The following is a 25784-nucleotide window of genomic DNA, read 5'->3' on the forward strand; positions in this document are numbered from 1 at the left end:
ATAGTCCTGCGGTGCTTCTTTTAAATGAAACTAACCCACACCGTCTGGGGTGTGGAGATGGGCGTTTACTTCGCCCTCATCTACAGGAATTAAAATGAGCGAAAGCTTTGCGGAACTCTTTGAAGAAAGCCTGAAAACCCTGAACCTTCAGGCAGGCTCCATCATCACCGGTGTTATCGTTGATATCGATTACCAGGCTCGCTGGGTAACCGTTCACGCTGGTCTGAAGTCTGAAGCACTCATCCCGCTTGAGCAGTTCTACAACGATGCTGGCGAACTGAACATCAACGTTGGTGATGAAGTTCACGTTGCTCTGGATTCGGTTGAAGACGGCTTTGGCGAAACCAAGCTGTCCCGTGAAAAAGCCAAGCGCGCTGAATGCTGGATCGTTCTGGAAGCAGCCTTCGCAGCCGAGGAAGTGGTCAAGGGCGTTATCAACGGTAAGGTTAAAGGCGGCTTCACTGTCGACGTTAACGGCATCCGTGCGTTCCTGCCAGGTTCCCTGGTTGACGTCCGTCCAGTGCGCGACACCACGCACCTGGAAGGCAAAGAGCTGGAATTCAAGGTCATCAAGCTGGACCAGAAGCGCAACAACGTTGTCGTTTCCCGTCGCAGCGTCCTCGAAGCCGAGAACTCCGCCGAGCGTGAAGCTCTGCTGGAATCCCTGCAGGAAGGCCAGCAAGTCAAAGGTATCGTCAAAAACCTCACCGATTACGGCGCATTCGTCGATCTGGGTGGCGTGGACGGCCTGCTGCACATCACCGACATGGCCTGGAAGCGCATCAAGCATCCTTCCGAGATCGTCAATGTTGGTGACGAGATTGACGTCAAGGTTCTGAAATACGATCGCGAACGCAACCGTGTTTCCCTGGGCCTGAAGCAACTGGGCGAAGATCCATGGGTTGCTATCAAAGCCCGTTACCCAGAAGGCACTCGCGTAACTGCTCGTGTTACCAACCTGACCGACTACGGCTGCTTCGCTGAGCTGGAAGAAGGCGTTGAAGGTCTGGTGCACGTTTCGGAAATGGACTGGACCAACAAGAACATCCACCCTTCGAAAGTCGTACAAGTCGGCGACGAAGTGGAAGTCATGGTTCTGGACATCGACGAAGAGCGTCGTCGTATCTCCTTGGGCATCAAGCAGTGCAAGTCGAACCCATGGGAAGACTTCTCTGGCCAGTTCAACAAGGGCGACAAGATCTCCGGCACCATCAAGTCGATCACCGATTTCGGTATCTTCATTGGTCTGGACGGCGGCATCGACGGTCTGGTTCACCTGTCCGACATCTCCTGGAACGAAGTGGGCGAAGAAGCCGTACGTCGTTTCAAGAAGGGCGACGAGCTGGACACCGTCATCCTGTCGGTTGACCCAGAGCGCGAGCGCATCTCCCTGGGCATCAAGCAACTGGAAAGCGATCCGTTCTCCGAGTACGTCTCGGTTAACGACAAGGGCGCTATCGTGACCGGTACCGTGAAAGAAGTTGACGCCAAAGGCGCCATCATCGTTCTGGCCGACGACATCGAAGCTACCCTGAAAGCCTCCGAAATCAGCCGTGACCGCGTTGAAGACGCGCGCAACGTTCTGAAAGAAGGCCAGGAAGTTGAAGCCAAGATCATCAGCGTTGATCGCAAGAGCCGCGTAATCCAGCTCTCGATCAAGTCGAAAGACGACGCTGAAGAGAAAGAAGCCATCCAGAGCCTGAAAGCAGCTCCGGAAGGCGAAGCAGCTGACACCACTATGGCGGCACTGCTGCGTCAAGCAATGGCCAAACAGAACTGAGTTCTGCTTGATCATTAAAAAGGGCGACTTCGGTCGCCCTTTTTTGTGCCTGCAATTTGGTCTTTGTACGTGCGTGCATGAAACCATTGGCTTCCCCTGCGGGTCTGTTTCTTTAATCGGATCAATCGCCTATTCGCGACTAAGCTTGATCTTGAGTATTAGTCGTCAGGCTTGCCTGGCATAAGGAAGTGGATGAACAAGTTATTTGTTGTTGCGGTGGTCTTGGCGCTGGCAGGTTGCACCACCAGCGCGAAAACCCATGCGGTGCGCGGCGTCAGTGGTATCGAGGTCGATTGCTCAGGGTTGGGTTCCGGTTGGGAAAGGTGCCAGAAGCGTGCAGCGAAGGAGTGCAAAGGTAAGGGCTACAAGGTCATCACCCGCTCTGATGATGCGAAAGATGAAGATGAATACCCGTTTGGCTTCAATCCCGCAGGCTTTGTAACCCGGACCATGCTGGTGATGTGTCGTTAGGTGAGCAGCGATCCGACTCGCCACTGGAGTGCCCTGAAAATGGGCGTTTTGACCCCGGGAAAGATATGTCAATCCCTGGGCTGTTCAAATTCTTCCGGGCATGCTAAAACCTTTCAAGCGCTGATCTAGCTGCTTGAAAAAGAAGGGAAAAATATGACGAAGTCGGAGTTGATCGAACGAATTGTCACCCATCAAGGGCTACTCTCATCCAAGGATGTGGAGCTGGCCATCAAGACCATGCTTGAACAAATGTCTCAGTGCCTCGCCACCGGTGATCGTATCGAGATCCGTGGATTTGGCAGCTTCTCCCTGCACTATCGCGCACCGCGCGTCGGTCGCAATCCCAAAACCGGCCAGTCGGTAAGTCTGGACGGTAAATTCGTTCCGCATTTCAAGCCGGGCAAGGAGTTGCGTGACCGCGTGAACGAAGAAGAGGAGGAGGGCGCTTGATTTTCGCTATTCAAATTCGAGGGCGCGTGAATGCGTAATCTGAAACGCATACTGCTTGGCGTTTTTCTTCTGCTGATGGTTCTGGTGGTTCTGGCGTTTGTGCTTGAAAACCAACAGTCAGTCTCGCTTTTGTTTTTCGGCTTTTCAGGCCCGCAGCTGCCGGTGTCGGTTGTCGCGGTTTTGGCATTGCTGGTCGGTATGCTCATCGGTCCGGTATTGGGCTGGTTTCTGGGCCGCGCGTCCAGAGCCGCACGCAAGGGGCTGGTCTGAAAGCGACAGGCGCACGGCATCTGTCGAAATTGCGCCTCAGCCTGTCTTTATCCATTAGTAAAACCATCATTAAGCTGTAAAATGCGTCCCTTGTTCGATCGTGCCTTAATGCATGTCGATTCAGACTGACTCTGACGGATGCCAATTGAAAGTGGCCTCTGCATTCATGGATTAGACCGCGCTCGCTGGCAGCGCTGTCCGCAGCTCAAGGGTATCGTTTCGCGTGAAAATTCTAGTTACCGGCGGTGCCGGCTTTATCGGCTCGGCAGTCATCCGTCACATCATCTCCAACACTTCCGATACGGTGGTTAACGTCGATAAGCTGACATACGCCGGCAATCTGGAGTCCCTGGCAGAGGTCAGCCAGAATTCGCGTTACGCCTTCGAGCGCGTCGATATCTGCGATCGTGACCAGATCGACCGTGTCCTGCGTGAACACCAACCCGATGCAGTCATGCACCTGGCCGCAGAATCTCACGTTGACCGCTCGATCTCCGGCCCGTCCGAGTTCATTCAGACCAATATCATCGGGACCTACACCTTGCTCGAAGCTGCGCGCCACTACTGGGCTGCGCTGGAAGACACGCGCAAAGCCAACTTCCGCTTCCACCATATTTCGACTGACGAAGTTTACGGAGACCTGGAAGGTCCGGAAGACCTGTTCACCGAAACCACGCCTTACCAGCCAAGCTCGCCTTACTCGGCCAGCAAGGCAAGCTCCGACCACTTGGTTCGTGCCTGGGCCCGCACTTATGGCCTGCCGACACTGGTTACCAACTGCTCGAACAACTACGGCCCATGCCACTTCCCTGAAAAGTTGATCCCGCTGATCATTCTCAACGCGCTGGAAGGCAAGCCACTGCCGGTGTACGGCAAAGGCAATCAGGTTCGTGATTGGCTGTACGTCGAAGATCACGCACGCGCGCTGTACAAAGTCGTCACCGAGGGCGTAATCGGAGAGACCTACAACATCGGTGGCCATAACGAAAAACAAAACATCGAAGTGGTGCATACCTTGTGTGCGTTGCTTGATGAATTGCGTCCTGATTCTGCCCATCGTCCTCACGCCAGCCTGATTACTTATGTTCAGGATCGCCCTGGTCATGACGTGCGTTATGCAATCGACGCGAGCAAGATCCAGCGTGAGCTGGGCTGGACTCCGGAAGAGACTTTCGAAACCGGTATCCGCAAAACGGTTGAGTGGTATCTGAACAACACCGAGTGGGTAGAGCACGTGAAGAGCGGCAGCTACCAGCAGTGGATTGATCAGAACTACGCCGATCGTTCGAACAAAGCATGAGAATTCTTCTGCTCGGTAAGAATGGTCAAGTGGGCTGGGAGTTGCAGCGCTCCCTGGCTCCGCTAGGTGAACTGGTCGCTCTTGATCGGCATCTTGTTGATGGCCTCAGCGGTGATCTGTCGAATCTTGAATCCTTGCGTGCAACGATTCGTCAGATAAAGCCCGACGTTATTGTTAATGCCGCTGCCTATACGGCGGTCGACAAAGCTGAGTCGGAAACCGAGTTGGCATATCGCGTAAACGGCCTTGCGAGTGGCGTGATGGCGGAAGAAGCCGCATCGCTGGGCGCGTGGCTTGTTCACTACTCAACGGATTATGTTTTCAGTGGCCAAGGCGTCATGCCATGGCAGGAGACAGACCCTGTCGCGCCGGTGAATCATTATGGCGCCAGCAAGCTCGCCGGCGAGCAGGCGATTATCGCATCGGGTTGCAACCATCTGATCTTCCGCACCAGTTGGGTATACGGTGCTCGCGGCAATAACTTCGCCAAGACCATGCTGCGCTTGGCCAAAGATCGCGAAACGTTGAGCGTGATTGCAGATCAGATCGGTGCGCCGACCGGGGCTGATCTGATTGCAGACGTAACGGCGTTGGCTATCCAGCAGGTTACCAAGCGTCCAGAGTTAGCTGGCCTTTATCACTTGGTTGCTGCGGGCGAAGTGTCGTGGCATGGCTATGCCAGGCACGTCATTGAATTCGCAAAAGGTTTGGGCGAGGAGTTGGCCGTGACGACGGTTAATCCGATCGAAACAACGGCCTACCCAACACCTGCGCGTCGCCCTCTGAACTCACGCTTGAGTACTCAGAAGCTGCGCAACAATTTTTCTCTACACTTGCCGGATTGGCAAAGTGGTGTAACCCGAATGCTTAGGGAAGTTCTGAACAAATGACCACGACAAATCGTAAAGGCATCATCCTCGCCGGTGGCTCGGGCACGCGCCTGCATCCGCTGACTCTTGGTGTGTCCAAGCAGATGCTGCCGATCTACGACAAGCCGATGATTTTCTATCCGCTGTCGGTATTGATGCTGGCGGGTATGCGCGAGATCTTGATTATCTCTACGCCTGAAGACCTTCCATGTTTCCGCAAATTGCTGGGGGATGGTAGCCTCTATGGCATCAAGTTGACGTATGCCGAGCAACCAAGCCCGGACGGGCTCGCTCAAGCGTTTATCATCGGTGAGGAGTTCATTGGCGAGGATCCTTGCTGCCTGATTTTGGGCGACAATATCTTCTACGGTCAGCACTTTTCGGACAATCTGCGTTCGGCAAGTTCTCAGCAGCAAGGTGCAACCGTATTCGGTTACCACGTGTCCGATCCAGAGCGTTTCGGCGTTGTAGAGTTTGACGCTTCCGGGCGCGCCTTGAGTATCGAAGAAAAACCACTCAAGCCGAAGTCTAACTATGCAGTCACTGGCCTGTATTTTTATGACAATGACGTTGTAGATATAGCCAAAAATATTAAGCCTTCGGATCGCGGTGAGTTGGAAATCACTGATGTAAACCGCGCCTATCTGGAGCGCAAGACCCTGAGCGTCGAGATGCTGGGGCGTGGATTTGCATGGCTCGATACGGGTACTCATGACTCGTTACTGGAAGCAAGTCACTTCGTGCACACGATCGAACAGCGCCAAGGACTGAAGGTGGCTTGCCTCGAGGAAATTGCCTTTCACAACGGCTGGATCTCCACAGAGCAATTAGCCCGTCAGGCTGATGCGCTGAAAAAGACTGGCTATGGTCAGTATCTGCAGAAGCTGCTGGATGCACCTTCTCATTAAAAGGTGTTCTTCGCCTTTTTCGGCGGCAACGCTCGAACAGCTTTTAATAGGATCGGTATGCCAGTGAAACATCCCAAGGTTGCAGTTTTGCTGGCTGCCTTTAACGGTATGCAATGGATTGAGGAGCAGATGGCCTCGATTCTTGAACAGTCCGGGGTCGATGTGCAGGTGTTCGTCAGTATTGACCCTTCAACCGACGGCACTGAGGCTTGGTGCGCTCAGTATGGTCTTGTTCACCCCCGTGTAATCGTCTTGCCGCCAGCCGGTAGCTTTGGCGGTGCTTCGCGTAATTTTTTCAGGTTGATCCGTGACGTAGATTTTGACGGCTACGATTTGATCGCCTTTGCAGATCAAGATGATATTTGGGATAACAATAAGCTCCGCCGAGCGCACGAAAAGCTCAACGAATTGAAGGTGGATGGTTATTCGAGCAATGTTGTTGCGTTCTGGGAGGGTGGGAAAACTCATCTGATTGACAAGGCGCAGCCTCAAGTTGCCTGGGATTTTCTGTTCGAGGCCGCGGGGCCAGGTTGTACTTACGTCCTCAATCATCGACTGGCCACGAATCTAAAAGCGGCGGTATGTCTTCATTGGCAAGCATTGCAGGGCGTCAGTCTACATGACTGGTACTGCTATGCATTTGCTAGAAGCAATGGCTTTCGTTGGTTTACTGATCCCGTCCCTGCCATGCGATATCGTCAGCACGAGCGCAATCAGGTTGGTGCAAACATCGGCATCAATTCGCTCGCGTTACGCTATAAAACGATTCATGACGGTTGGTGGTTTTCCCAGGTACAACTAATCGCCGAGCTGGTGGGTAAGTACGCCGATCCCTTTGTTCAGTCATGGTTTTGCTTGCGGCGCAGGCAGTTGCTTAGGCTCTCTCTAAGTGCTTGGCGTTGTCGGCGGCGCGTTCGTGACAAGATATTTTTTTTCCTTATCTGCTGGACAACGGCGATCGTCAGGAAAAAAGTTAAATGAATTCACCGAACGTTTTAGTCACAGGGGCTTCGGGTTTCGTTGGTGAGGGGGTAGTGATGCGCCTGCTACTCGATCGCAAGTTTACCCCCATTGCCGCCGTTCGCCGTGCCTCGCGTTTATCGGGGCTTTGTCGAGTATTGAACTGTCCGTTAGGCGGGCATTCGCAGCTGCCGGCCCTGGACGGAATTCAAGTTGTAATCCATTGCGCAGCTCGCGTTCATGTTATGAACGAGGTCGTGCAGGATGCATTGGCCGAGTTTCGAAAAGTAAATGTGGAGGGCACCGTTGCTTTGGCGCTCAAAGCAGCTGCGGCAGGTGTCAAGCGCTTCATATTTATCAGTTCGATAAAGGTGAACGGTGAGCGTACCGTGAGTGGGGCTCCTTTCAAGTACGACGATGCTCCGGCTCCTCATGATCCGTACGCGCATTCCAAGCATGAGGCGGAGCAGCGCTTGCGAGAAATCAGTCTGGATACCGGTATGGAGCTGGTGATTGTACGTCCGCCGCTGGTATACGGTCCCGGGGTGAAAGCCAACTTCTTGAGCATGATGAGCTGGTTGGACAAGGGTTTTCCGCTGCCATTGGGGGGGGTAGCCAATAGCCGCAGCTTGGTTTCGCTAGGTAATCTGGTGGATTTGATTGTCCATTGCGTTGATCATCCCGCTGCCCCGGGTAATACTTTTCTAGTCAGTGATGGTGTGACTATTTCGACGACCCAGTTGCTGGAAGTGATAAAAAAGTCGCTTGATCGCCCAACATTGTTGATTCCTGTCCCGATCTGGATGCTGAAGGGTTTGCTGATATTGCTCGGCAAGAATCTCATAGCTCAGCGCCTTTTTGATTCTCTCGAAGTTGATATTGCCAGAACCCGCTCGGTTCTCGGATGGTCGCCTCCAGTGAGTGTGGATCGTGCAATTCTTCAGACGGTCAGGCACTACCTGGATGCTCAAATAAAATGATGTTTTGTGTGCTGTTGCTTTCAGTATTCGTGGTTTCGCTCTTGCTGACATATGTCTTGCGACGCTATGCCTTGGCCAATAGCCTGATCGATGTTCCAAACTCACGAAGTTCTCACACTCTGCCCACCCCGCGAGGTGGGGGCGTCGCAATAGTTGTTTCCTTTCTGGTGATGCTGCCCGTGTCGTATTACACGCAGTTGATTGACTTCCCCGCGATGGCCGGATTGTCTGGAGCCGGCGCTTTGGTCGCGATTTTGGGGTTCGCTGATGATCATGGGCATGTTGCGGCCAAATGGCGGCTTCTCGGACATTTCCTGGCAGCTGGCTGGGCCTTGTATTGGTTAGGCTCGGGAGTGCAGATATCACTGCTCGGTTGGTTGCTCGATTGGAAGTGGTTTACCAGTTTGTTCTTTTCTATCTATCTCGTCTGGATGCTCAACCTGTACAACTTCATGGACGGAATTGATGGGTTGGCAAGTGTAGAGGCTATCACTGTCTGCTTGTCCGCTTGTCTCGTCTACTGGGTGAGTGGGCACCTAGAGTTGGCGTGGTTGCCTTTGTTGTTGGCCGGTGCTGTCTGGGGTTTTCTATGTTGGAATTTTCCTCCCGCCAGGATTTTTATGGGGGACGCTGGCAGTGGCTTTCTTGGCTTGATTATTGGGCTGCTGACGATAATCGCGTGTGCTAAGGCCCCGGAATTACTCTGGTGCTGGCTGATTTTGTTGGGGGTGTTCATTGTGGATGCTACATGGACACTCGCGCAGCGCCTGCTTCGTGGGGATAAAATTTACGAGGCGCACCGAAGCCACGCTTATCAATATGCCTCTCGTCACTATGGAAGCCACAAGATAGTCGTCTATGGCGTATTGGCGATCAATCTGCTTTGGCTAGCGCCGCTTGCTATCTTGACTGCAATCGGTGTGCTTCCTGGTGTCGTGGCGCTTCTCGTTGCTTATATTCCACTGGTGTTCATTGCAAAAAAATACAACGCCGGCATGTTGGAAGTTCCAGGATAACCGAGCGACTCCTCCGTTTTGGGTAGGGGACCAATCCTCAAGGAGGTAAACCGGGCCAGTCCTGTCTGGAAAGTAATCGATGACAGTCGTATATTTGCCGGTTATGTTGAAAGATAACGCATTGGATGCTGATTGAGCGCTCTTGAATAAATGATATTATTCAAACTGATGGACGGTTTTTACGCAGGATCAAAGACTCGAAGTTTCGCAGTCAAGCGGTATACAGTTCAAAATATTCAAAATTGAAAAGTCGTTTTATAGGATAAATTGCTCGGTATGAGGTCTTCGAAAAAATCGTTTGTCAGCTGCTTCCTGACAGGGTCGCGCCAGTTACTCTCGAACCCAAAAGCGGCCCTTCGGCCGCTATATCAGAAATTTCCTTTTTTGGCGAGTCTTCGAGTGCGAGTCGGGCTATTTTCGAGCAGGGTTCGTTCGTGTCTTTTTGCTGTGATTGATTCCAAGAACAATTTAGAGGCACTCCAGGCATTAGCGGAGCGTCGTTTTTCGTATGCCTTACCTCGCTTATGTAGTGGCGAGCAACCGGCTGTCGATATATCAATCGTTACCTACAACAGCGGAAAATGGGTTGACGGTTTCTTCGAGTCTTTGAAAGCGCAAAACTATCCTTGTGAAAAGCTGAATCTGTTTTTTGTAGATAACGGATCTTCGGATAATACGGTTGCTCAACTTGAAGGTTGGAAGACCCGTTGTGCCGACCTCTTTGGATGCTTCAGCATTACACGGGGAGAAAATATAGGGTTTGGCGCCGGACATGATCGAGCCATTTCCCTGGGGGCGGCGGATTATTTTCTGGTGAGCAATATCGATATTCAGTTTTCGGTGGATGCGCTAGAAAAAGTTGTCGGCATGGCTTTAGCGTCAGGGCAGGACGATGTAGCGTCCTGGGAGATGAGGCAGGCGCCTTTTGAACACCCAAAATATTACGATCCGGTAACGCTCGAAACCAACTGGTCCTCACATGCTTGTATATTGATTCGTCGTGCTGCTTATGTTCAGGTAGGAGGGTATGAGCGTCAGATATTTATGTACGGGGAGGATGTCGAATTATCCTATCGGTTCCGGTCCTACGGGTACCGACTTAAATATTGTCCTGGTGCGATGGTTTATCACTACACCTATGAGCACGAGAATCAGATAAAGCCGCTTCAATTTACCGGCAGCACTTTGGCGAATGCTTACCTGCGGCTGCGTTACGGCAATTTTATCGACAAGGTGGGTGGTATTGCATTGCAGTTTTTGTTGCTGCTCAGGCCGCAGGTATATCCGGGATCCCGTCGAGATGTAGTGGGCAGTGTCTTCCGTTTGATAAAAAAAACACCTTGTTTCCTGGCGGGAAAAGGACTGCAAAAGAATGTCAGCTTTCCCTTTCGGGGATTTGACTACGAAATGATCAGGGAAGGGGCTTTTTGGAATGTTGGCGAAACTTTTGTCGTGCAGCCGTTAGTCACTATTGTCACGCGCACTTATCAGAAGAGAGATGAATTTTTGAGGCAGTCGATCATGTCGGTGCTCAATCAGACGTATCCTCATATTGAGCTGATTGTAGTTGAAGATGGAGGAGTGACAATGAAGTCGCTTGTCGAAAATACTCCGTTTTCTGAAGGGCGCAATGTGCGTTTTTTTGGGTTGGAAAAAGTAGGGCGCTCGGTAACCGGAAACTATGGTCTGGAAATGGCGTCAGGCAAATACTGCATTTTTTTGGATGATGATGATCTGCTGTTTGCTGATCATGTGGAAGTTTTAGTTGCGGCTCTGCTACGGAATGAGGAAGCGGTGGCGGCCTATTCGCTGGCTATGGAAGTTGGTACGGTCAATGACAATGGCGGGCGTTATGTAGAGCTTAGTTATGAAACGCCTGATTCGTTTAAGCAGCCATTTGATTATGAGGTGCTACTGGATCATAACTATATTCCGATTCAATCTATTATGTTTGAGCGTGAGTTGTATTTGAAGCGGGGTGGCTTCGAAACAGATATGAGCAACCTTGAGGACTGGAATCTCTGGTTGCGTTATGCTTACAGGAATAAATTTTTCTATGTTCCAAAGACCACCTCGTTGTTCCGAACTCCTGCACAGTCGGACGTGAGGGTTGCTCGCCACAAGCAGCTTCATGATGCCTATCTTGTCGCCAAGAGTCGCGCACTGAAGTCTTGCGAACGTTACCAGTGATTTTCTAGATTGGTTAGTCTTGGTGTCCAGGAGAAGCTGCCTTTTCAGGCAGCTTTTCTATTTTTGCGAATGGCTAGGCGCTCACGATTTAAATTTTTTGACTGGGTGCCGATAGGGTTTGGTCTTCTTGTGTTATGGCGCAGACGCTTGTGGTTTACCTATGAGATTCCCTCGCTTTGGGCGATAAACAATCGGGTAAAATTTGCGCGTTTCTTCGGGCCATGTGTCTACATCCGGCAGACGTATTGCCAAGGGAAAACCCGTGTTTCTATGTCGTATTGAGTGATATCATCCGACAAAATATTGACCTCCATGATCATGGGCCAGTTGTCTGATTTTCAGTCGTCGGATTTGTCACGCAGGGCTGCAGGGCAAGGGGCTCAAACCATGCCATCGCTCCGACATGCTGCCTGGAAAGGTATAGCCGGTTTTTATTCCGGCCACGGTTGTCACCGCCCCGCTGTCATGCGGTTTTGAGGAAGGAACAGTTTTGCCACGCCCTCTTTTCTGTGCGACTAACGGTACTCCTGAAGTCAGTTGGTCTAATTTGCGGCGCAGCAGTGGATCGGACTGTTTTTCCCAAGGAATCGTTTTCTCTCATGAATGGAATCCCCTGATTATGTGCAGCTACACGCCGACGTACCTCGAACCGTACGCAGAGGAACGCGGTATTTTCCATCGAAGCTTCTGCTTTTTCTCCTCGGGTATGACCCCCACGCTCGCCGCTCGGTATGCGTGCCGACCTGCATTTTTTTTTGCTGAGGTTTTTGCTTGATGCGCCAGTTCTCTGCCAACCCATTGGAAATGTTCGTCAGTCTCTGGCGAAACGCTGCTCTGATCAAAGCGTCGACAATTCGGGAGGTGCTCGGCAGGTACCGCGGTTCTGCGATGGGGTTGCTTTGGTCGTTTTTTAATCCGTTGCTGATGCTCGCGGTTTATACTTTTGTATTCAGTGCCGTGCTTCGTGCCCGGTGGAGTGTGGACAGCGACTCGAAGACCGAATTTGCCCTCATCCTGTTTGCGGGGTTGATCATTTTCAACCTTTTTTCCGAGTGTATTAACCGCGCTCCTGGCCTGATTCTTGGCAAGGTCAATTTCGTGAAAAAAGTTGTTTATCCGCTTGAGATCCTTCCGGTGGTGGTGTTGGGTTCAGCGTTGTTTCATGCCGGCATCAGTCTCGGTGTATGGTTCATAGCCTACGGGATATTTTTCGGCATGCCACATGCAACGGCTTTTTACCTGCCGCTGATCGTCATCCCTTTCATAATGTTCATCATGGGCGTCAGTTGGGCCTTGGCTTCGCTGGGCGTTTACCTGCGCGACGTGTCTCAATTCATAGGTATTTTGACAACTGTTCTGATGTTCCTGAGTCCGATTTTCTATCCAGCGACTGCGCTTCCCGAGGCGTACCGCCATCTGCTGTACCTTAATCCGCTGACGCCAGCGATCGAGATGACCCGGGATGTCTTGTTCTGGGGAAAATTGCCGAATTTTGAAATATTGGGAATCTATTGGATCGCCACTACTTGCATTGCCTGGTTGGGTTTTGCCTGGTTCCAGAAAACACGTAAAGGATTTGCTGATGTCCTCTGAAGTCGCGATTAAGGTTGAGAACCTGAGCAAGTGCTACGAAATCTACGATCAGCCGCGTGATCGGCTCAAGCAATTTATTGTGCCTCGCCTACAGGCCACGGCACGTATGCAACCTAGTCGGTTCTACCGAGAGTTTTGGGCACTGCGTGATGTTTCCTTCGAAGTGAAGAGAGGCGAAACGGTCGGAATAATCGGTTGTAATGGCAGCGGTAAGTCCACTCTTCTGCAGATGATTTGTGGAACGCTGAACCCTACGACCGGCACCGTGAAAACCCATGGGCGCATCGCTGCTTTGCTTGAGTTGGGGTCGGGTTTCGATCCCGAGTTCACTGGACGCGACAACGTTTACATGAATGCCGCAGTCCTTGGGCTGGCGCGGGAAGAGACCGATCAACGTTTCGATGAAATCGCGGCTTTCGCGGACATCGGTGAATTTATCGAGCAGCCTGTCAAAAGTTACTCAAGCGGTATGGTGGTGCGATTGGCATTTGCCGTCCAAGCAATGATTGATCCGGACATCTTTATTGTTGATGAAGCGCTTGCCGTTGGCGACGAAAAGTTTCAGCGTAAATGCTTTGCACGAATGGAAGAGCTGAAAAGCCAGGGCACCTCCATCTTGTTCGTGTCGCACTCGGCTTCGAGCATTATTGAACTGTGTGATAGAACCTTGCTACTCGACCATGGCACCCGGCTTATGTACGGTGCGGCACCTCAAGCGGTAAGGGCCTACCAAAAGCTTATTTACGCTCCACAGGCGGAATACAAAAGGCTGGTTGAAGCCTACCTCGAAGCGGATAAAACTGGAGAAAACGTTGATCTCCAGAAAACCACCCAGAAACCTCGTGTTGTCTCCGTGGATGTGTCGGAGGATTCGTTTGATTCGGGACTGGTGCCTGAAACCACTGCAATCTATCCCACTCAAGGGGCCGAGATTACGTCGTTCTCGATACTTGATACCGATGGACGTCAGGTGAATGTTCTGCAGGCTGGCAGCACTTATCATATTCAGGTAGCCGGCCATTTCAGCGAAAGTTTTGACGCAACGTTCTGGGGCATCCATATACGTAACGTTTCTGGCGCTGTTGTAACAGGTCAGCGTTTTCCTGAGGATGGTTCCTATTTTGAACCTGTGAGTGCGGGAAGTGACTTTAATATAAAGTTTTCTTTTCATATGAGCTTGCTGCCGGGCGTTTACTTTGTAGGTGGCGGTGTCTGGTCAAATCAGGAACCAAGCTGCGCTCATCGAATCATGGATGCGATCATGTTTCGAGTTGTATCCGAGGACAAACTGAACTCATTCGGTTATGTGGATTTGATGGCGAGCTTACCTCAAGCGGAAGTTGGTCGGAAAGCTACGATTTAGCGGTTGACTGTCGGCTAAAGGAACTAGCCGACCGCTCGACGCAACGCGACGAGTCAAAGGCGACGTTGTTGACTTGTGTAATGGAATAATGGACTCGGAAGTTTGATGCTGCGCTGCAGCATATTCATAAGGTTTATGACGTAAATGTTAAATATCAGTGAATGGCCACCAAGTGACGAAGCCGCAGTGTTCAACTATCTCCGCTGGAGTGGCTATCGTTCGGAGCAGCACAAGCTCTTGTACGTGAGCACACCAAAAGTCGCGTGTACATCCCTTAAATGGTGGTTTGCATCGTTGGTAGGCTGCTCGAAAGCGCTTAACGAGATCACTGATAGTGCAGAAAGCAACCCGGATCAAATCGTGCATGAGATGCACAGGGTCGCACCCACTGTCACGGGACTTGCTCCAGAGGCATTACATGAAGCCCTGACCTCGGGCTCGTATTTCCGATTTGCTGTGGTTAGAAACCCGTACAAGCGAATATTTTCGGCGTGGCAGTCAAAATTGCTGTTGCAGGAACCACAACAGGTTGGGCCCTATCTTCAGCGAGATTTTTATCATCAGCCGTTGAATGATGCGAACGATATCTCCTTGGCGTTCGAGGGATTTCTTGAGCACCTTGCCAGTCAGGAAGCGCCAACATTCTGGGATCAACACTGGACTCCTCAAGTCATGTTGTTGCGCCCTGATCTGATCAACTATAGCGTGCTGGCCAAAATTGAAGAGTCATCCCGGCTCAGTAAGGCATTGTCCGAGCACCTCGGTGAGTTCCTTCCTGACCCTTTTGCCGAGCGTCGCGCAAACGAAAGTCTGATTCCTTACCTTCCTGAGTTCGTCACAGAGCGCAGTGCCAGTCTGATCCGGAGTTTGTATGCTGAGGATTTTGCGGTATTGGGTTATGACACCGAGCCACCTAAAGCCAAGGAATCATTTACCCACGATGAGCTCATGCTTGCTTTGCGCGCGATCAAGCTGATCAGGGGACGCCACAAATCCCTCGGAGAGCGCACTGCGCGAATTGTCACCCTGGGTCAGACAGTTGGCATGCTCGAGGGAAAAGTCGGGTCGCTGAATGCTTCGTTAGTCGAGGGTGCCACACAAATTACCGAACTTCGTCTTCTTGCGGGCAAGCGTGAAGCCGAAATTGCGGACCTCACGCGTCAGATCGATATTCTGAAGGCTCAGGTTGATGGGGGCGAGGAGAAGATTTCCAGCCTGCAACAGCAAAGGGATTCTGAAGTTGCTGCGGTAAGGCAAGAACTGCAAAAAATTCATAACTCGCACTCTTGGCGTGTGACTTCGCCGTTGCGTAGAGCCAGTGTGCTGGCTCGCCGGACAATCCGCAGGCTGAGCAATACGTCCTTGGGTAAAGCTATCGAAGTCCTGAGAAAACGGCGCTCTCCCGCAGGTGAATCCTCGATTGAACTACTGAATGCCAGTGAGCTTTTCGATGAGAGTTACTACCTTTCCAAGAATCCCGATGTAAAAGATCAGGGTGTTGATCCACTCATGCACTATTTGATCGATGGATGGAAGGAAGGGCGCAACCCCTCTGCGTTATTCAATACCGACAAATACCTGCGTGATTATCCAGACGTTGCCGCTGCGGCTGTCAATCCATTGGTTCACTACCTTAAAAGCGGTAGTTTGGAAGGACGGTCTATTGCTGGTCACGCACGCACCTGGACGCGAAAAAAACGTGTAGAGGTGGAGGCCATACCTCGCGTTTTCAAACAGGTTGCTCCGGACGTTATCGCAGAGCAAGTTGAAGTTATTAAGAATTCTGGGTTGTTTGATGCTGATTACTATCTGGCAATGTATCCAGAGTTAAAGAATATTGGTCTGGACCCTGTTCGACATTATTGTAGCTTTGGCTGGTTCGAAGGGAAAAATCCTTCCGATGACTTCGATACTGTCGGTTATCTTGAGATGTACAAGGATATCGCCGCCGCCAATATAAATCCGTTTTGGCATTACGTTGTTTCAGGTGCCTCGGAACAACGGATCGCGGTGCCGGGAGCGATGATCCGTTATGAAGATGATATAAATTTTGGTCGTGCTAAAAACAGCATAAAACTTTTTGCTCTTTATGTTTTGCCGCAGTGGGATAAGTTTCGCGAGGCGCGTGCCGCCTCCAAAGGCGGGGCTCAGTTACTGCCGAATGACTATCTTGGATTTTATGATCCACTGGATAGCCAAGTTTTGGCCAAGCAGGTGGGACTGGCCAAAGCCCATGGATTGTACGGTTTTTGTTTCGAGTGGAATAGCAGCGAAGGCATTGAAGATAAGCGCCAGCCAGTAGACGTTTTTCTTGATCATAAAAACATTCAATTTCAGTTTTGCGTGAAAATTTCAGAGCAAGAAAAAAACGTGCCGGCACGTTTGCGTGAGGCTGTTCGCGATCGGCGATATCTGCGTATTGATGGACGTCCTGTCGTTGTAATCGAGTGCTCGGGACGCAACAGTTTTGATGTGATCAATGAGCTACACGATCAACTCGTCCAACGTGACATTGATGTGTATCTGATCGTTCAGTCGACACAGATTAATGAAACGGTGTGGAGCGAAAAGCTCTCATCGCTATGTGACGGCGTTCTGGAACTGCCAGTAGAGCCTGTTCCAGGTGAGATTGGCACTTTTGCTCCACAGCGTAAGAATGGTATATCCGCTGTTCCTTATTCGGTAATTGTGGCCAATGGCATTACACGAGCGGAAAACGCTCAATCACATTCGTTTCCGGTTTTTAACGGTATTACTTTGGCCAGAGATGAATCTGCATATGATGCAAATTCACCGCTGGTTTATACTCGATTTTTAGCGCGCGAGTATCGTCGTTGGCTGGATGCGACAATAAAAAGTGCTAAAAATACACACTCCGAAGATCGGCAGTTGGTGTTCGTAAATGCTTGGAATGACTGGAGTCGTGGACTGTTTCTAGAACCTGACAAAATTGCAGGTTTTGGTCGCGTTAACGAGACGAGTCGTGCGTTGTTGGACATCAAGTCAGCGACGTTGATGCCGAAAGTTTCGGTTGTTGTGCCAAATTACAATCATGAACGTTTTCTGCGTAAACGTTTGGATAGTATTTATGGCCAAACGTACAAGAATTTTGAAGTTATCTTGATGGATGACTGCTCGTCTGATCAAAGTCGCTCGATATTGAATGAGTATGCACAGCGGTTCCCGGACGTAACCGTCACATTGTTCAACGAGAACAATTCTGGTGGCGTGTTCAGGCAATGGGCGAAGGGTATCAAGGCAGCAACGGGGGATCTTGTCTGGCTTGCCGAGAGCGATGATTACTGTGACGAAAACTTTCTTCAGGCTCTTGTTCGCTGCTTCGATGATGAAGCCGTCATGCTCGCTTATGCACGCTGCGAATTCGTCACCAGTGATGAAGTCGTCCAAGAGGGCGAGTTCCACAAGTATGTCAGTGACCTGGAATGCGCAGAGAAATGGACAGAATCGTACGTAGACACCGCTCACAGTGAAGTGCGTTATGCATTGGGGATTAAAAATACGATTCCTAACGCTAGCGGTGTCGTTTTCAAGCGGCCGATAGATTTACCGTTGCTTGATGATGAGGCCTGGCTCTCCATGCGAGTAGCGGGTGACTGGGTTTTTTACCTTCATCTCATTCGCGGAGGCAAAGTTGCTTACTCGGTCGAGGGGACGAATTTTTTCCGCCGTTACGTCGGCAGTGCTGCAGAGCTTACCTATAAGCGAGAAGTCTTTTATCGAGAACTCGGGATGGCAAGCCAGACAGTACAGGCTCTGTACAACGTCCCCCTTTCGGTTCTTGAAATGTGTGAAGAGAGTAGCCAGCGACTTTACGATATTAATGTTGGGAACTCACAACAAGAGTTCTACGCGTGGTATGGGCGCGATGCTATCTCTGAGGCTCGCGCCAATCGCACTCCGAACATCATGGTTTCAACGATTGGCTTTTACCCGGGTGGTGCGGAAATCTTGCCAATCCGCCTAGCTAACGAATTCAAGCGCCAAGGTTTTTCGGTGCTTCTGCTGAGTGCCGGACTTACAGCGCGAGAGGACGGCGTTCGCCGTATGCTACGTGCGGATGTTCCGCTCGTCGAAACGAACGACCTTCATGAGGTGAAGTCGCTTATTCACGAGTTCGGTATAGAAGCCTTGAACAGCCATCAATGGCATACCCAGAAGTATCCAATAAGTCTTCCTGGCGTATTTTCGGAGTTGGGTTCTCACGTTGCTTCCTTGCACGGAATGATCGAGCACGGTGAAGCCTTCGCTGTAACTCATGAACAGCTCAAGGCGGCAAATAGTGAGGTGACTACGTGGGTTTATACAGCTGAAAAGAATATCGTTCCTTTCGCTAATCTTTCTATCTGTGAGAAAGACCCTGAACGTTTCGTCAAAGTACCTAATGGCTTGCAGCCCCCAGCCGTGGTAGCTATCGAACGTGAGCAGTTGGGCATTGCGCAGGACGCTTTTGTACTTTGCTGTGTGAGCCGGGCAATACCTGACAAGGGCTGGGATGAGACCATACAGGCAGTAGCTTTGGCGCGTAACCTTTCGGGAGTCGACATACGTTTGTTGCTGGTCGGTAATGGACCTGTATACGACGAATATTGCCGTGTTGGGGCTCCTGATTTCGTCTGCTTGACGGGATTCAGTGATAACTCGGTCGGACATTATGCCGCGGCGGACATGGGGATTATGCTCACCAAGTTCAAGTCCGAGAGCTTCCCTCTGACAATTGTTGACTGCCTTTTCGCGGGCAAGCCATATATCGCATCCGATGTTGGCGATATTCGAAACATGCTGACGATAGGCGATCAGATGGCCGGTGAGGTAATCGTACTTGAAGACTGGGAGATCCCTATTGAGCATACTGCGAAAGTAATCGCCGATTTTGCCAGCAAAAAAGCAAGGTATAACAAGGTGCTGGGGTTAGTGAAAGAGGTCTCCAGTCGCTACCGAATCGACGCAGTTGCAGGACAATACATTCGTTTGTTCGAACGTGACATCAAAGCCCGCCGGGAAGAGCGAGCTGGCGACGAGTCTGCTTTGGTATCGCCGCCCGCCGTGTAGGCGGCGATTAAGGGCTTGCCTTAGTAATGAAGGAGGTTCCACAGTTTGAGCTGGTCAGGCTGTGGGGCGCTTCGCGTCGTCTCATAGGCTCCTTTTGTGCTACATGGCCTGTCACTGCCCCTTTTTTCGCAAAGCTTTGAAACAGCTGATTAGCGTAGGGCTACGTCAACTGCTCATCCGACAGCAAATCAAGCCTTTGAAGCATTGGAGATTAATGTTGAAAATATCCGAGAACACCTCCACCTCGAGAGCAATGCGGTCGGTGGTATTGGGCGGTCGCGGCTTCATCGGTACCCATCTGGTCGAGGCATTGCTCGATCAAGGGCATACTGTGCGCTGCTTTGATCGCCCTAACGTCGTAGCGTTAGGAGATTCACACACCACCGATACACGTTTTGAGTTGTATGAGGGTGACTTCACCAGCGAGGCTGATATAAGCGAAGCGCTACGAGACTGCGACATTTGTTATCATTTGGTATCGACTACGCTGCCTAAATCATCGAACGCAGATCCGGTTTTTGATATCGAAAGCAATCTGGTTGGAACCATTCGCTTGCTGAATCTTGCCGTCGAGGCCGGTATCAAGAAGATTGTTTTCGTGTCATCGGGAGGAACCGTTTATGGGGATCCCGTTCAGGTACCTATCTCTGAAACGCATCCTACAGATCCGGCTTGTTCGTACGGAATTGCGAAGCTGGCAATCGAGAAATACATGGCCCTTTTTCATCGCCTGCATGGTCTTGATTACACCGTCTTGCGATTGGCAAATCCATATGGAGAAGGGCAGCGGACACATTCAAATCAGGGGGCTGTTGCGGTTTTTCTCGGTAAAGTATTGCGTGGTGAGCCTATTGAGATCTGGGGCGACGGGTCGGTGGTTCGTGACTACATCCACGTAGCGGATGTTGTTCAAGCGTTGCTAGCGTCTATTGAGCGCTCAACGGATGAACACGTGTTCAATATCGGCTCCGGACATGGACACAGTTTGAATGAGTTGCTGGATGCGATTGAAAAAATCACGGGACGTGTAGCTGATCGGCAGTACCAGGCTGCACGAGGGTTTGATGTGCCTGTGAGTGTTTTGTGTATCGAGCGAGCGAAGCGTTCGCTGGGATGGGCGCCCGCCGTCAGCTTCGAGCAGGGACTCAAGCAGTTTGTAGCATGGTTGGAGGAGAATCCTTCCTCGCGAATTGCTTGACAGTCGGACGTCGATTCGCGGTGGAGCCAGACAGTCGATTCAACCCGTTGTGGAGTCAACGGGTTGTTTTATTTCCAGCGCAAAAATATTCGCAACAGATTGCTGATGGCAGAAATTTTTTCAGTGTTGTTGCCGGCGGGTGTGGCAGATTTAGTGCATTGCGGTTCGCGGTGCTTATCTTGCAGGAGTAATGGCTTTAATAAGGGTTCGATCATCTTCGCATGCGCTGTCGGATCATAGTGATGATCGCTGGGATCGGGGTTGCGGAGGGATTCTTTCAGACAACCCGTCTCATCAGTGGAAAGCGTGTCGAAATTCAGGTGGTTTATGCCTTCTTCAAGACAGAAGGCTTCCATCATTGAGTTGAATCTGATCGTCAACCGGGTTCTTTGAGACAGGGAGGCAGTTACTTCCTTTCTCAAGTTGGCAACATCGCCCCATTGCATATCGTCGCGGATAGTGGGGAGCGGAGTGCTGATACAGATTACCTGATTTGTTTTAGCAATCTGCTGCAAAAAGTTCTGGTAGTTACCAACGGCCTTCTCAAGCATTCGCTCCACCGAGCTACCATGCTTTTGTGCTCGGTACCAGATTACAAAGCCGGTATCGACTTCTCCCAGCATCACTATGACTGTTTTCGCGGTAGTCGTTTGCAGCGCAGCAAGGTATTGCGGCATGGCTTGAGTAACGGCATTAGGATTCTGCAATCCGGATACAGTTGCACCGCCCACTGATGTCACTTCGAATACATGGTCGGGAAATAGATCTCTCATGTGTTCTGAGCTGAATACCAAAGCGTGAGAGTCGCCGAGCACAAGTACAGAGTTCATTGTCTGGATGGATCCTGATGGGGGTTTCTTTGAGATCACCCGATAGCGGCTAGCTGTCGCGGATGACTCGAACCAGGGAGGCCAGCATGTGGCATGCAGGATGCGATGTGTTGGCGCTCCCTGGGTCCGTTTACTCAAGGCCGGAATTTTCCGGATACGCTTCTGGCGAGCGAGCTGGCATGTATACGCAATTCGGGGACGGCTGTGGCTTCCCAGAGCCCGGCTTTGAGCATTGGGCCGACGTAACTCAGCCATGAGAGTGCTTTCCCGTCTTTGCACTGCACGCAGAGGCTGTCGTCGACTAGCAAACCCAAACCAAGATCGTCGACAGCAATCAGCCCGTCTCTTATCAATTGTTGAATCAGAGGCTCGTCAATCATGCCTGGATCGGAATTAGGTCCCGTACAGTTGATGATGCGATCAATCTGCAATTGCTCCGTATCACGATGACCGCGCCGCTGCAGAGTAATCAGCGTTTTTCCATCGAATGTTTCCATCGAGCGGATACGCCCGGCTAACGGTATGATTTTTTTCTGTTTCACTGCATCTGCGAAGAACTCATGCGTTTGCGGCGCTACACGATGGCGATGAACATCCCAATAGGGTTGCAGATGACGGAGAAACCTCTTGCGCTCAGTCGTCGGCAGGCGAGCCCACAGACGGGAAGTGATCGGGCGTATCGCAGCAACAACATCGCGCCAATTCAGTCCGAGCGTTTTGCCCGCTTCTACTTGCGATTTGAGGACGCGCAGGTAACTCAATACGGTGGGGGCAGCATTCAGCATTTCATCACGACAGGGTATTGGTGCCTGCAATCCGCCCTTGTTTGCCCTGTGGGACAGTGGCAACAATCCTCGCCGCGACAGCAAATATATCCGACTGCCGTCGTTCACCTTTCCAAGGCTGGAAATGACGTCCAGAGCCGTGAGGCCGCTTCCGATCAGGAGCACCGATTCACCTTGTTGTTCCATGGCGCTGACTGATCCGCTCCAAGGATTTGCGATGTAGTGCGGTGACTCCACCAGGCTTGCCAGCGCAGCGGGCGTGCGCGGAGGGAAATGGCCAAAAGCCAGAATCACGTGATCGGCAAGGATTCTCTCACCCGAAGACAATTCAATCTGCGCTCCTTGATCTTGCGGTTTGAGCGATACCACTTCCGCACAGATACGTACTACATCGGTAGGGCGCCCGAAGTCTTTTTCTGCATCTTCCAGGAGTGAAGCAAGATAGTCGCCGTACAACTTTCTGGATACGAACGAACTGGAGGTTGTATCAGGTGCCCGGACCTGGCAGTAGCGCAGAAACGAGTCGGGATCATCGACAAGGGCGCTCATATTGCCTGCAGGAACATTCAGCAAGTGTTTTGAACTGCTGGTGCCATAAGCAAGACCCCGCGCAACTGCGCCAGATCGATTGATGATGATCAGTCGGGTGTCTTCGGCGGCAGAGCGCAGAAATTCGATGGCGGCCACAGTGCCACTGAATCCGGCACCGATAATAACTAGAGTTTTCATTAGCGTGATGGCTTGTTGATGAAGTCGATAATACGCCGGGCGGCAGTTTGCAGATCATCTTCCAGTGTGTTGATTACTATCTGCGGATCTTCCGGTGGCTCATAGGCCGAGTCGATGCCCGTGAAGTTGGCAATCAGTCCCTGACGGGCTTTCTTGTACAGGCCTTTCGGATCCCTGCGTTCACATTCATTGAGGGGAGTATCGATGAATACCTCAATGAAGTTTTCTGCGCCGATGACTTCGCGGGCCAACGCGCGGTCACGTTTGAACGGAGAGATGAATGCGGTGATAACGATCAATCCTGCATCAATGAAAAGCTTGGCGACTTCGGAAATGCGTCGTATGTTTTCGATGCGATCCTTGTCGCTGAATCCCAGATCATGGCAAAGACCCAATCGGACATTGTCACCGTCGAGGAGGTAGGTATGACGGTCTTCATTGCAAAGCGCCAGCTCCAAGGCATTGGCAATGGACGACTTACCCGCTCCGCTGAGTCCTGTGAGCCAAATGACAGTAGGTCGCTGATTTTTAATGAGGCTGCGGCGCTCTGCGTTCACTGCGGTTGTGTGAGCTACAAGATTTTCGGACATGTTTTCTCATTAAGCACTGAAAATTGGAAAATGATGTAGGCTTGATGGACGGAGATGCCTGCACGAGCGGTGCGGCCTCCGGTTCCGTGCTTTCATGATCTTTGCCGTGTGTTGATGAAGTGGATCGGCAGGCGAAGGGGGTTCGCAAATCTGAGAGCGCTTTACATTTTCGGTAATGGTGGATTGTAGCTATGCACCCGGCAAATTGCTCGTGCAGAATCGGCCGGAGTCGGTCGATCCAGTGCTAGGGTTGACATGGCGCAATCAACTATTCAGATGATCATTCAAATATTGGGAGTAGAATGCCAGCCTCGACTGCTTAAGGAGGGAGCTGCGTGCTCCGATGGGTGAATGGATAAGGTGCGGACGGTCTTGTTGGGGTTGCCTCGCAAACAAAAACGTTTGTTGCAGGTGCTTACCGATGTCGTATTGGTTTGGGTCGCTTTATGGCTGTCTTTCATTGTACGTCTGGGCGTCGATGATATGTATAACCCGATCAATGCTCATATATGGCTCTTCGCATGTGCGCCAGTTATTGCGATCCCGTTTTTTATACGCTTTGGCATGTACCGCGCTGTCATGCGCTACTTTGGCAACGACGCGCTTATCGCGATCGTCAAGGCGGTCAGTCTTTCCTCATTGATTCTGGCTGTAGTTGTGTTCTGGTACAGCAATCATGAATCTGTTGTTCCTCGTTCGATCGTTTTCAACTATTGGTGGTTGAGCATGGTCATCATCGGTGGCCTGCGTTTGTGTCTGCGACAGTATTTCATGGGCGATTGGTTCACGGCTGCGCAACACGTACCATTTGCAAGTCGTAATGATGGCTTGATAAAAGTTGCCATTTATGGGGCGGGGGTTGCGGGTAATCAGCTTGTAGCAGCGCTTCGCATGGGGCGGGTCATGCGCCCGGTCGCATTTATTGACGATGATCCCGGAATTTCTGATCGGTCGATTTCCGGACTTCAGGTCTATAAACCCAAACACATACAACAAATGATTGATGTGACCGGGGCACAAGAGATTCTTCTAGCTTTGCCATCATCTACCCGCGCACGACGTCGGGAAATTCTGAATGTTCTCGAAGGGTTTCCCCTGCATGTTCGCAGTGTGCCCAATTTCACCGATCTTGCCAGCGGTCGCGTCAAGGTTGAGGATATTCAGGAAGTCGATATTGCTGACTTGCTGGGACGCGATTCAGTTCCCGCGCAACCCGACCTGCTCGCTCGCTGCATTCACGGCAAAACCGTCATGGTCACCGGCGCCGGGGGATCGATTGGTTCGGAGTTATGTCGGCAGATCTTTGCGTTACGGCCTACGATTTTGATTTTGTTCGAGCACAGTGAGTTCAATCTCTACAATATTCTGTCAGAACTGGAGCAGCGGGTCTGTCGGCAGTCGGTCTCTATCAGATTGTTACCGATCCTCGGTTCAATTCGTCATCAAGAAAAGTTGTTGGATGTCATGAAAACATGGAAAGTCGAGACGGTTTACCATGCGGCGGCCTATAAGCATGTACCTATGGTTGAGCACAATATTGCCGAAGGTGTGCTGAACAATGTGATCGGAACGCTCAACACAGCCCAGGCAGCTTTGCAGTCTGGTGTATCGAACTTTGTGCTGATCTCTACGGACAAGGCCGTTCGCCCGACCAATGTAATGGGCAGCACTAAACGTCTAGCCGAGTTAACTTTGCAGGCTTTGAGCCGTGAGATTGCGCCTGTGCTGTTCGGAGACAAGTCCAATGTTTCCCGCGTCAACAAAACTCGTTTCACAATGGTGCGGTTCGGCAATGTGCTAGGTTCCTCCGGCTCTGTGATTCCGTTGTTCCACAGCCAGATCAAATCGGGCGGACCGCTGACGGTCACGCATCCCAAGATCACCCGCTACTTCATGACCATCCCCGAAGCTGCGCAACTGGTCATCCAGGCCGGTTCTATGGGGCAGGGCGGGGATGTCTTCGTTTTGGATATGGGTGAGCCGGTAAAAATCGTCGAGCTGGCGGAAAAAATGATCCACCTGTCCGGCTTAAGCATCCGTTCCGAGCGCAATCCTCAAGGCGACATCTCCATCGAGTTCACCGGTTTGCGTCCAGGCGAGAAGCTGTACGAGGAGTTGCTGATCGGTGACAACGTAGCAGCTACGTCGCATCCCATGATCATGAGCGCCAATGAGGATCATCTTCCTTGGGAGGTCCTGAAAGCCCGATTGAACGAACTGCTCAAAGCCGTTGAAGCCGACGACTACACCCGCGTCCGCCAGCTCCTGCGCGAAACCGTCTCCGGCTACACCCCCGATGGCGAAATCGTTGACTGGATCTACCAGCAACGTCGCCTCGAGCCTTGATTGTTTCACATCCTGTAACGCTCGCATTTTTGACTTCCCTCCATCATGACCTACGTTTGGAGAGCAGCTTGGGAAAAGCTGCTTTC

Annotated in this window: 19 protein-coding genes; 16 read left to right on the plus strand and 3 right to left on the minus strand. The window is 51.3% G+C overall.

What is annotated here, in order from left to right; translation table 11 throughout:
* Positions 1-94 precede the first annotated feature (94 nt).
* From rpsA to ACV8MC_RS14820, 15 genes are all read left to right on the plus strand, one after another.
* The gene (rpsA, locus tag ACV8MC_RS14750) at positions 95-1780 is read left to right on the plus strand and encodes a 30S ribosomal protein S1 (protein ID WP_016770920.1); all 1686 of its coding nucleotides are present in this window, start codon (positions 95-97) and stop codon (positions 1778-1780) included.
* 192 nt (positions 1781-1972) lie between these two features.
* Positions 1973-2251 carry a hypothetical protein gene (locus tag ACV8MC_RS14755; protein WP_236168429.1) on the plus strand — a complete coding sequence of 93 codons (279 nt, stop codon included), beginning with the start codon at positions 1973-1975 and terminating at the stop codon, positions 2249-2251.
* A gap of 153 nt (positions 2252-2404) precedes the next feature.
* Positions 2405-2701, plus strand: a complete 297-nt coding sequence (gene ihfB / locus ACV8MC_RS14760) for an integration host factor subunit beta (RefSeq protein ID WP_007950920.1) — start codon at positions 2405-2407, stop codon at positions 2699-2701.
* A gap of 30 nt (positions 2702-2731) precedes the next feature.
* Positions 2732-2971, plus strand: a complete 240-nt coding sequence (locus tag ACV8MC_RS14765) for a LapA family protein (protein WP_150742548.1) — start codon at positions 2732-2734, stop codon at positions 2969-2971.
* A 223-nt stretch (positions 2972-3194) separates the two neighbouring features.
* Positions 3195-4271 (plus strand): dTDP-glucose 4,6-dehydratase, encoded by a 1077-nt coding sequence (gene rfbB, locus ACV8MC_RS14770; RefSeq protein WP_150742547.1) that lies wholly within the window; start codon positions 3195-3197, stop codon positions 4269-4271.
* Positions 4268-5161 carry a dTDP-4-dehydrorhamnose reductase gene (gene rfbD, locus ACV8MC_RS14775; RefSeq protein ID WP_457262409.1) on the plus strand — a complete coding sequence of 298 codons (894 nt, stop codon included), beginning with the start codon at positions 4268-4270 and terminating at the stop codon, positions 5159-5161. Before rfbB ends, rfbD begins: the two co-directional genes overlap by 4 nt.
* Positions 5158-6048 (plus strand): glucose-1-phosphate thymidylyltransferase RfbA, encoded by an 891-nt coding sequence (gene rfbA / locus ACV8MC_RS14780; RefSeq protein ID WP_457262410.1) that lies wholly within the window; start codon positions 5158-5160, stop codon positions 6046-6048. The genes rfbD and rfbA overlap by 4 nt, the downstream gene beginning before the upstream one ends.
* 57 nt (positions 6049-6105) lie before the next feature.
* Positions 6106-7029, plus strand: coding sequence for a glycosyltransferase (locus ACV8MC_RS14785; RefSeq protein ID WP_457262411.1), 924 nt, complete (start codon positions 6106-6108; stop codon positions 7027-7029).
* Positions 7026-7988 (plus strand): NAD-dependent epimerase/dehydratase family protein, encoded by a 963-nt coding sequence (locus tag ACV8MC_RS14790; RefSeq protein ID WP_457262412.1) that lies wholly within the window; start codon positions 7026-7028, stop codon positions 7986-7988. The genes ACV8MC_RS14785 and ACV8MC_RS14790 overlap by 4 nt, the downstream gene beginning before the upstream one ends.
* Positions 7985-9004 (plus strand): MraY family glycosyltransferase, encoded by a 1020-nt coding sequence (locus ACV8MC_RS14795; RefSeq protein WP_457262413.1) that lies wholly within the window; start codon positions 7985-7987, stop codon positions 9002-9004. Before ACV8MC_RS14790 ends, ACV8MC_RS14795 begins: the two co-directional genes overlap by 4 nt.
* 447 nt (positions 9005-9451) lie before the next feature.
* Positions 9452-11194, plus strand: a complete 1743-nt coding sequence (locus tag ACV8MC_RS14800; protein ID WP_457262414.1) for a glycosyltransferase family 2 protein — start codon at positions 9452-9454, stop codon at positions 11192-11194.
* Between the two features lie 774 nt (positions 11195-11968).
* Complete coding sequence (locus tag ACV8MC_RS14805) at positions 11969-12787, plus strand: ABC transporter permease (RefSeq protein ID WP_457262415.1); 819 nt, start codon at positions 11969-11971, stop codon at positions 12785-12787.
* On the plus strand, positions 12777-14150 hold the full coding sequence (locus ACV8MC_RS14810) for an ABC transporter ATP-binding protein (protein ID WP_457262417.1): 1374 nt from the start codon (positions 12777-12779) through the stop codon (positions 14148-14150). The genes ACV8MC_RS14805 and ACV8MC_RS14810 overlap by 11 nt, the downstream gene beginning before the upstream one ends.
* 144 nt (positions 14151-14294) lie before the next feature.
* Positions 14295-19220: a glycoside hydrolase family 99-like domain-containing protein gene (locus ACV8MC_RS14815; protein WP_457262419.1), complete on the plus strand. Its 4926-nt coding sequence runs from the start codon at positions 14295-14297 to the stop codon at positions 19218-19220.
* Between the two features lie 214 nt (positions 19221-19434).
* Complete coding sequence (locus ACV8MC_RS14820) at positions 19435-20418, plus strand: NAD-dependent epimerase/dehydratase family protein (RefSeq protein ID WP_457262421.1); 984 nt, start codon at positions 19435-19437, stop codon at positions 20416-20418.
* A gap of 68 nt (positions 20419-20486) precedes the next feature.
* Here the strand turns inward: ACV8MC_RS14820 and ACV8MC_RS14825 are convergent, their stop codons facing one another.
* From ACV8MC_RS14825 to cysC, 3 genes are all read right to left on the minus strand, one after another.
* Positions 20487-21248 (minus strand): SGNH/GDSL hydrolase family protein, encoded by a 762-nt coding sequence (locus ACV8MC_RS14825; RefSeq protein WP_457262422.1) that lies wholly within the window; start codon positions 21246-21248, stop codon positions 20487-20489.
* A 134-nt stretch (positions 21249-21382) separates the two neighbouring features.
* Positions 21383-22762, minus strand: a complete 1380-nt coding sequence (locus ACV8MC_RS14830) for an FAD/NAD(P)-binding protein (protein WP_457262424.1) — start codon at positions 22760-22762, stop codon at positions 21383-21385.
* Complete coding sequence (gene cysC, locus ACV8MC_RS14835) at positions 22762-23352, minus strand: adenylyl-sulfate kinase (RefSeq protein WP_150637731.1); 591 nt, start codon at positions 23350-23352, stop codon at positions 22762-22764. The genes ACV8MC_RS14830 and cysC overlap by 1 nt, the downstream gene beginning before the upstream one ends.
* A gap of 351 nt (positions 23353-23703) precedes the next feature.
* Between cysC and ACV8MC_RS14840 the strand changes: the two genes are divergently transcribed.
* The gene (locus ACV8MC_RS14840) at positions 23704-25698 is read left to right on the plus strand and encodes a polysaccharide biosynthesis protein (protein ID WP_457262425.1); all 1995 of its coding nucleotides are present in this window, start codon (positions 23704-23706) and stop codon (positions 25696-25698) included.
* Positions 25699-25784: the final 86 nt, after the last annotated feature.

This window comes from Pseudomonas sp. PK-RTE-24 (genome assembly GCF_054052265.1).

Excerpts from the sequence above, each read along its gene's own strand:
- ACV8MC_RS14805 (WP_457262415.1), top strand. The coding sequence starts at position 11,969 with ATGCGCCAGTTCTCTGCCAACCCATTGGAAATGTTCGTCAGTCTCTGG.
- ACV8MC_RS14830 (WP_457262424.1), bottom strand. The coding sequence starts at position 22,762 with ATGAAAACTCTAGTTATTATCGGTGCCGGATTCAGTGGCACTGTGGCC.
- ACV8MC_RS14825 (WP_457262422.1), bottom strand. The coding sequence starts at position 21,248 with ATGAACTCTGTACTTGTGCTCGGCGACTCTCACGCTTTGGTATTCAGC.
- rfbA (WP_457262410.1), top strand. The coding sequence starts at position 5,158 with ATGACCACGACAAATCGTAAAGGCATCATCCTCGCCGGTGGCTCGGGC.
- ACV8MC_RS14810 (WP_457262417.1), top strand. The coding sequence starts at position 12,777 with ATGTCCTCTGAAGTCGCGATTAAGGTTGAGAACCTGAGCAAGTGCTAC.
- ACV8MC_RS14815 (WP_457262419.1), top strand. The coding sequence starts at position 14,295 with ATGTTAAATATCAGTGAATGGCCACCAAGTGACGAAGCCGCAGTGTTC.
- ACV8MC_RS14795 (WP_457262413.1), top strand. The coding sequence starts at position 7,985 with ATGATGTTTTGTGTGCTGTTGCTTTCAGTATTCGTGGTTTCGCTCTTG.
- ACV8MC_RS14785 (WP_457262411.1), top strand. The coding sequence starts at position 6,106 with ATGCCAGTGAAACATCCCAAGGTTGCAGTTTTGCTGGCTGCCTTTAAC.
- cysC (WP_150637731.1), bottom strand. The coding sequence starts at position 23,352 with ATGTCCGAAAATCTTGTAGCTCACACAACCGCAGTGAACGCAGAGCGC.
- rfbD (WP_457262409.1), top strand. The coding sequence starts at position 4,268 with ATGAGAATTCTTCTGCTCGGTAAGAATGGTCAAGTGGGCTGGGAGTTG.
- rpsA (WP_016770920.1), top strand. The coding sequence starts at position 95 with ATGAGCGAAAGCTTTGCGGAACTCTTTGAAGAAAGCCTGAAAACCCTG.
- ACV8MC_RS14820 (WP_457262421.1), top strand. The coding sequence starts at position 19,435 with ATGTTGAAAATATCCGAGAACACCTCCACCTCGAGAGCAATGCGGTCG.
- ACV8MC_RS14765 (WP_150742548.1), top strand. The coding sequence starts at position 2,732 with ATGCGTAATCTGAAACGCATACTGCTTGGCGTTTTTCTTCTGCTGATG.
- ACV8MC_RS14790 (WP_457262412.1), top strand. The coding sequence starts at position 7,026 with ATGAATTCACCGAACGTTTTAGTCACAGGGGCTTCGGGTTTCGTTGGT.
- ACV8MC_RS14755 (WP_236168429.1), top strand. The coding sequence starts at position 1,973 with ATGAACAAGTTATTTGTTGTTGCGGTGGTCTTGGCGCTGGCAGGTTGC.
- ihfB (WP_007950920.1), top strand. The coding sequence starts at position 2,405 with ATGACGAAGTCGGAGTTGATCGAACGAATTGTCACCCATCAAGGGCTA.
- ACV8MC_RS14840 (WP_457262425.1), top strand. The coding sequence starts at position 23,704 with ATGGATAAGGTGCGGACGGTCTTGTTGGGGTTGCCTCGCAAACAAAAA.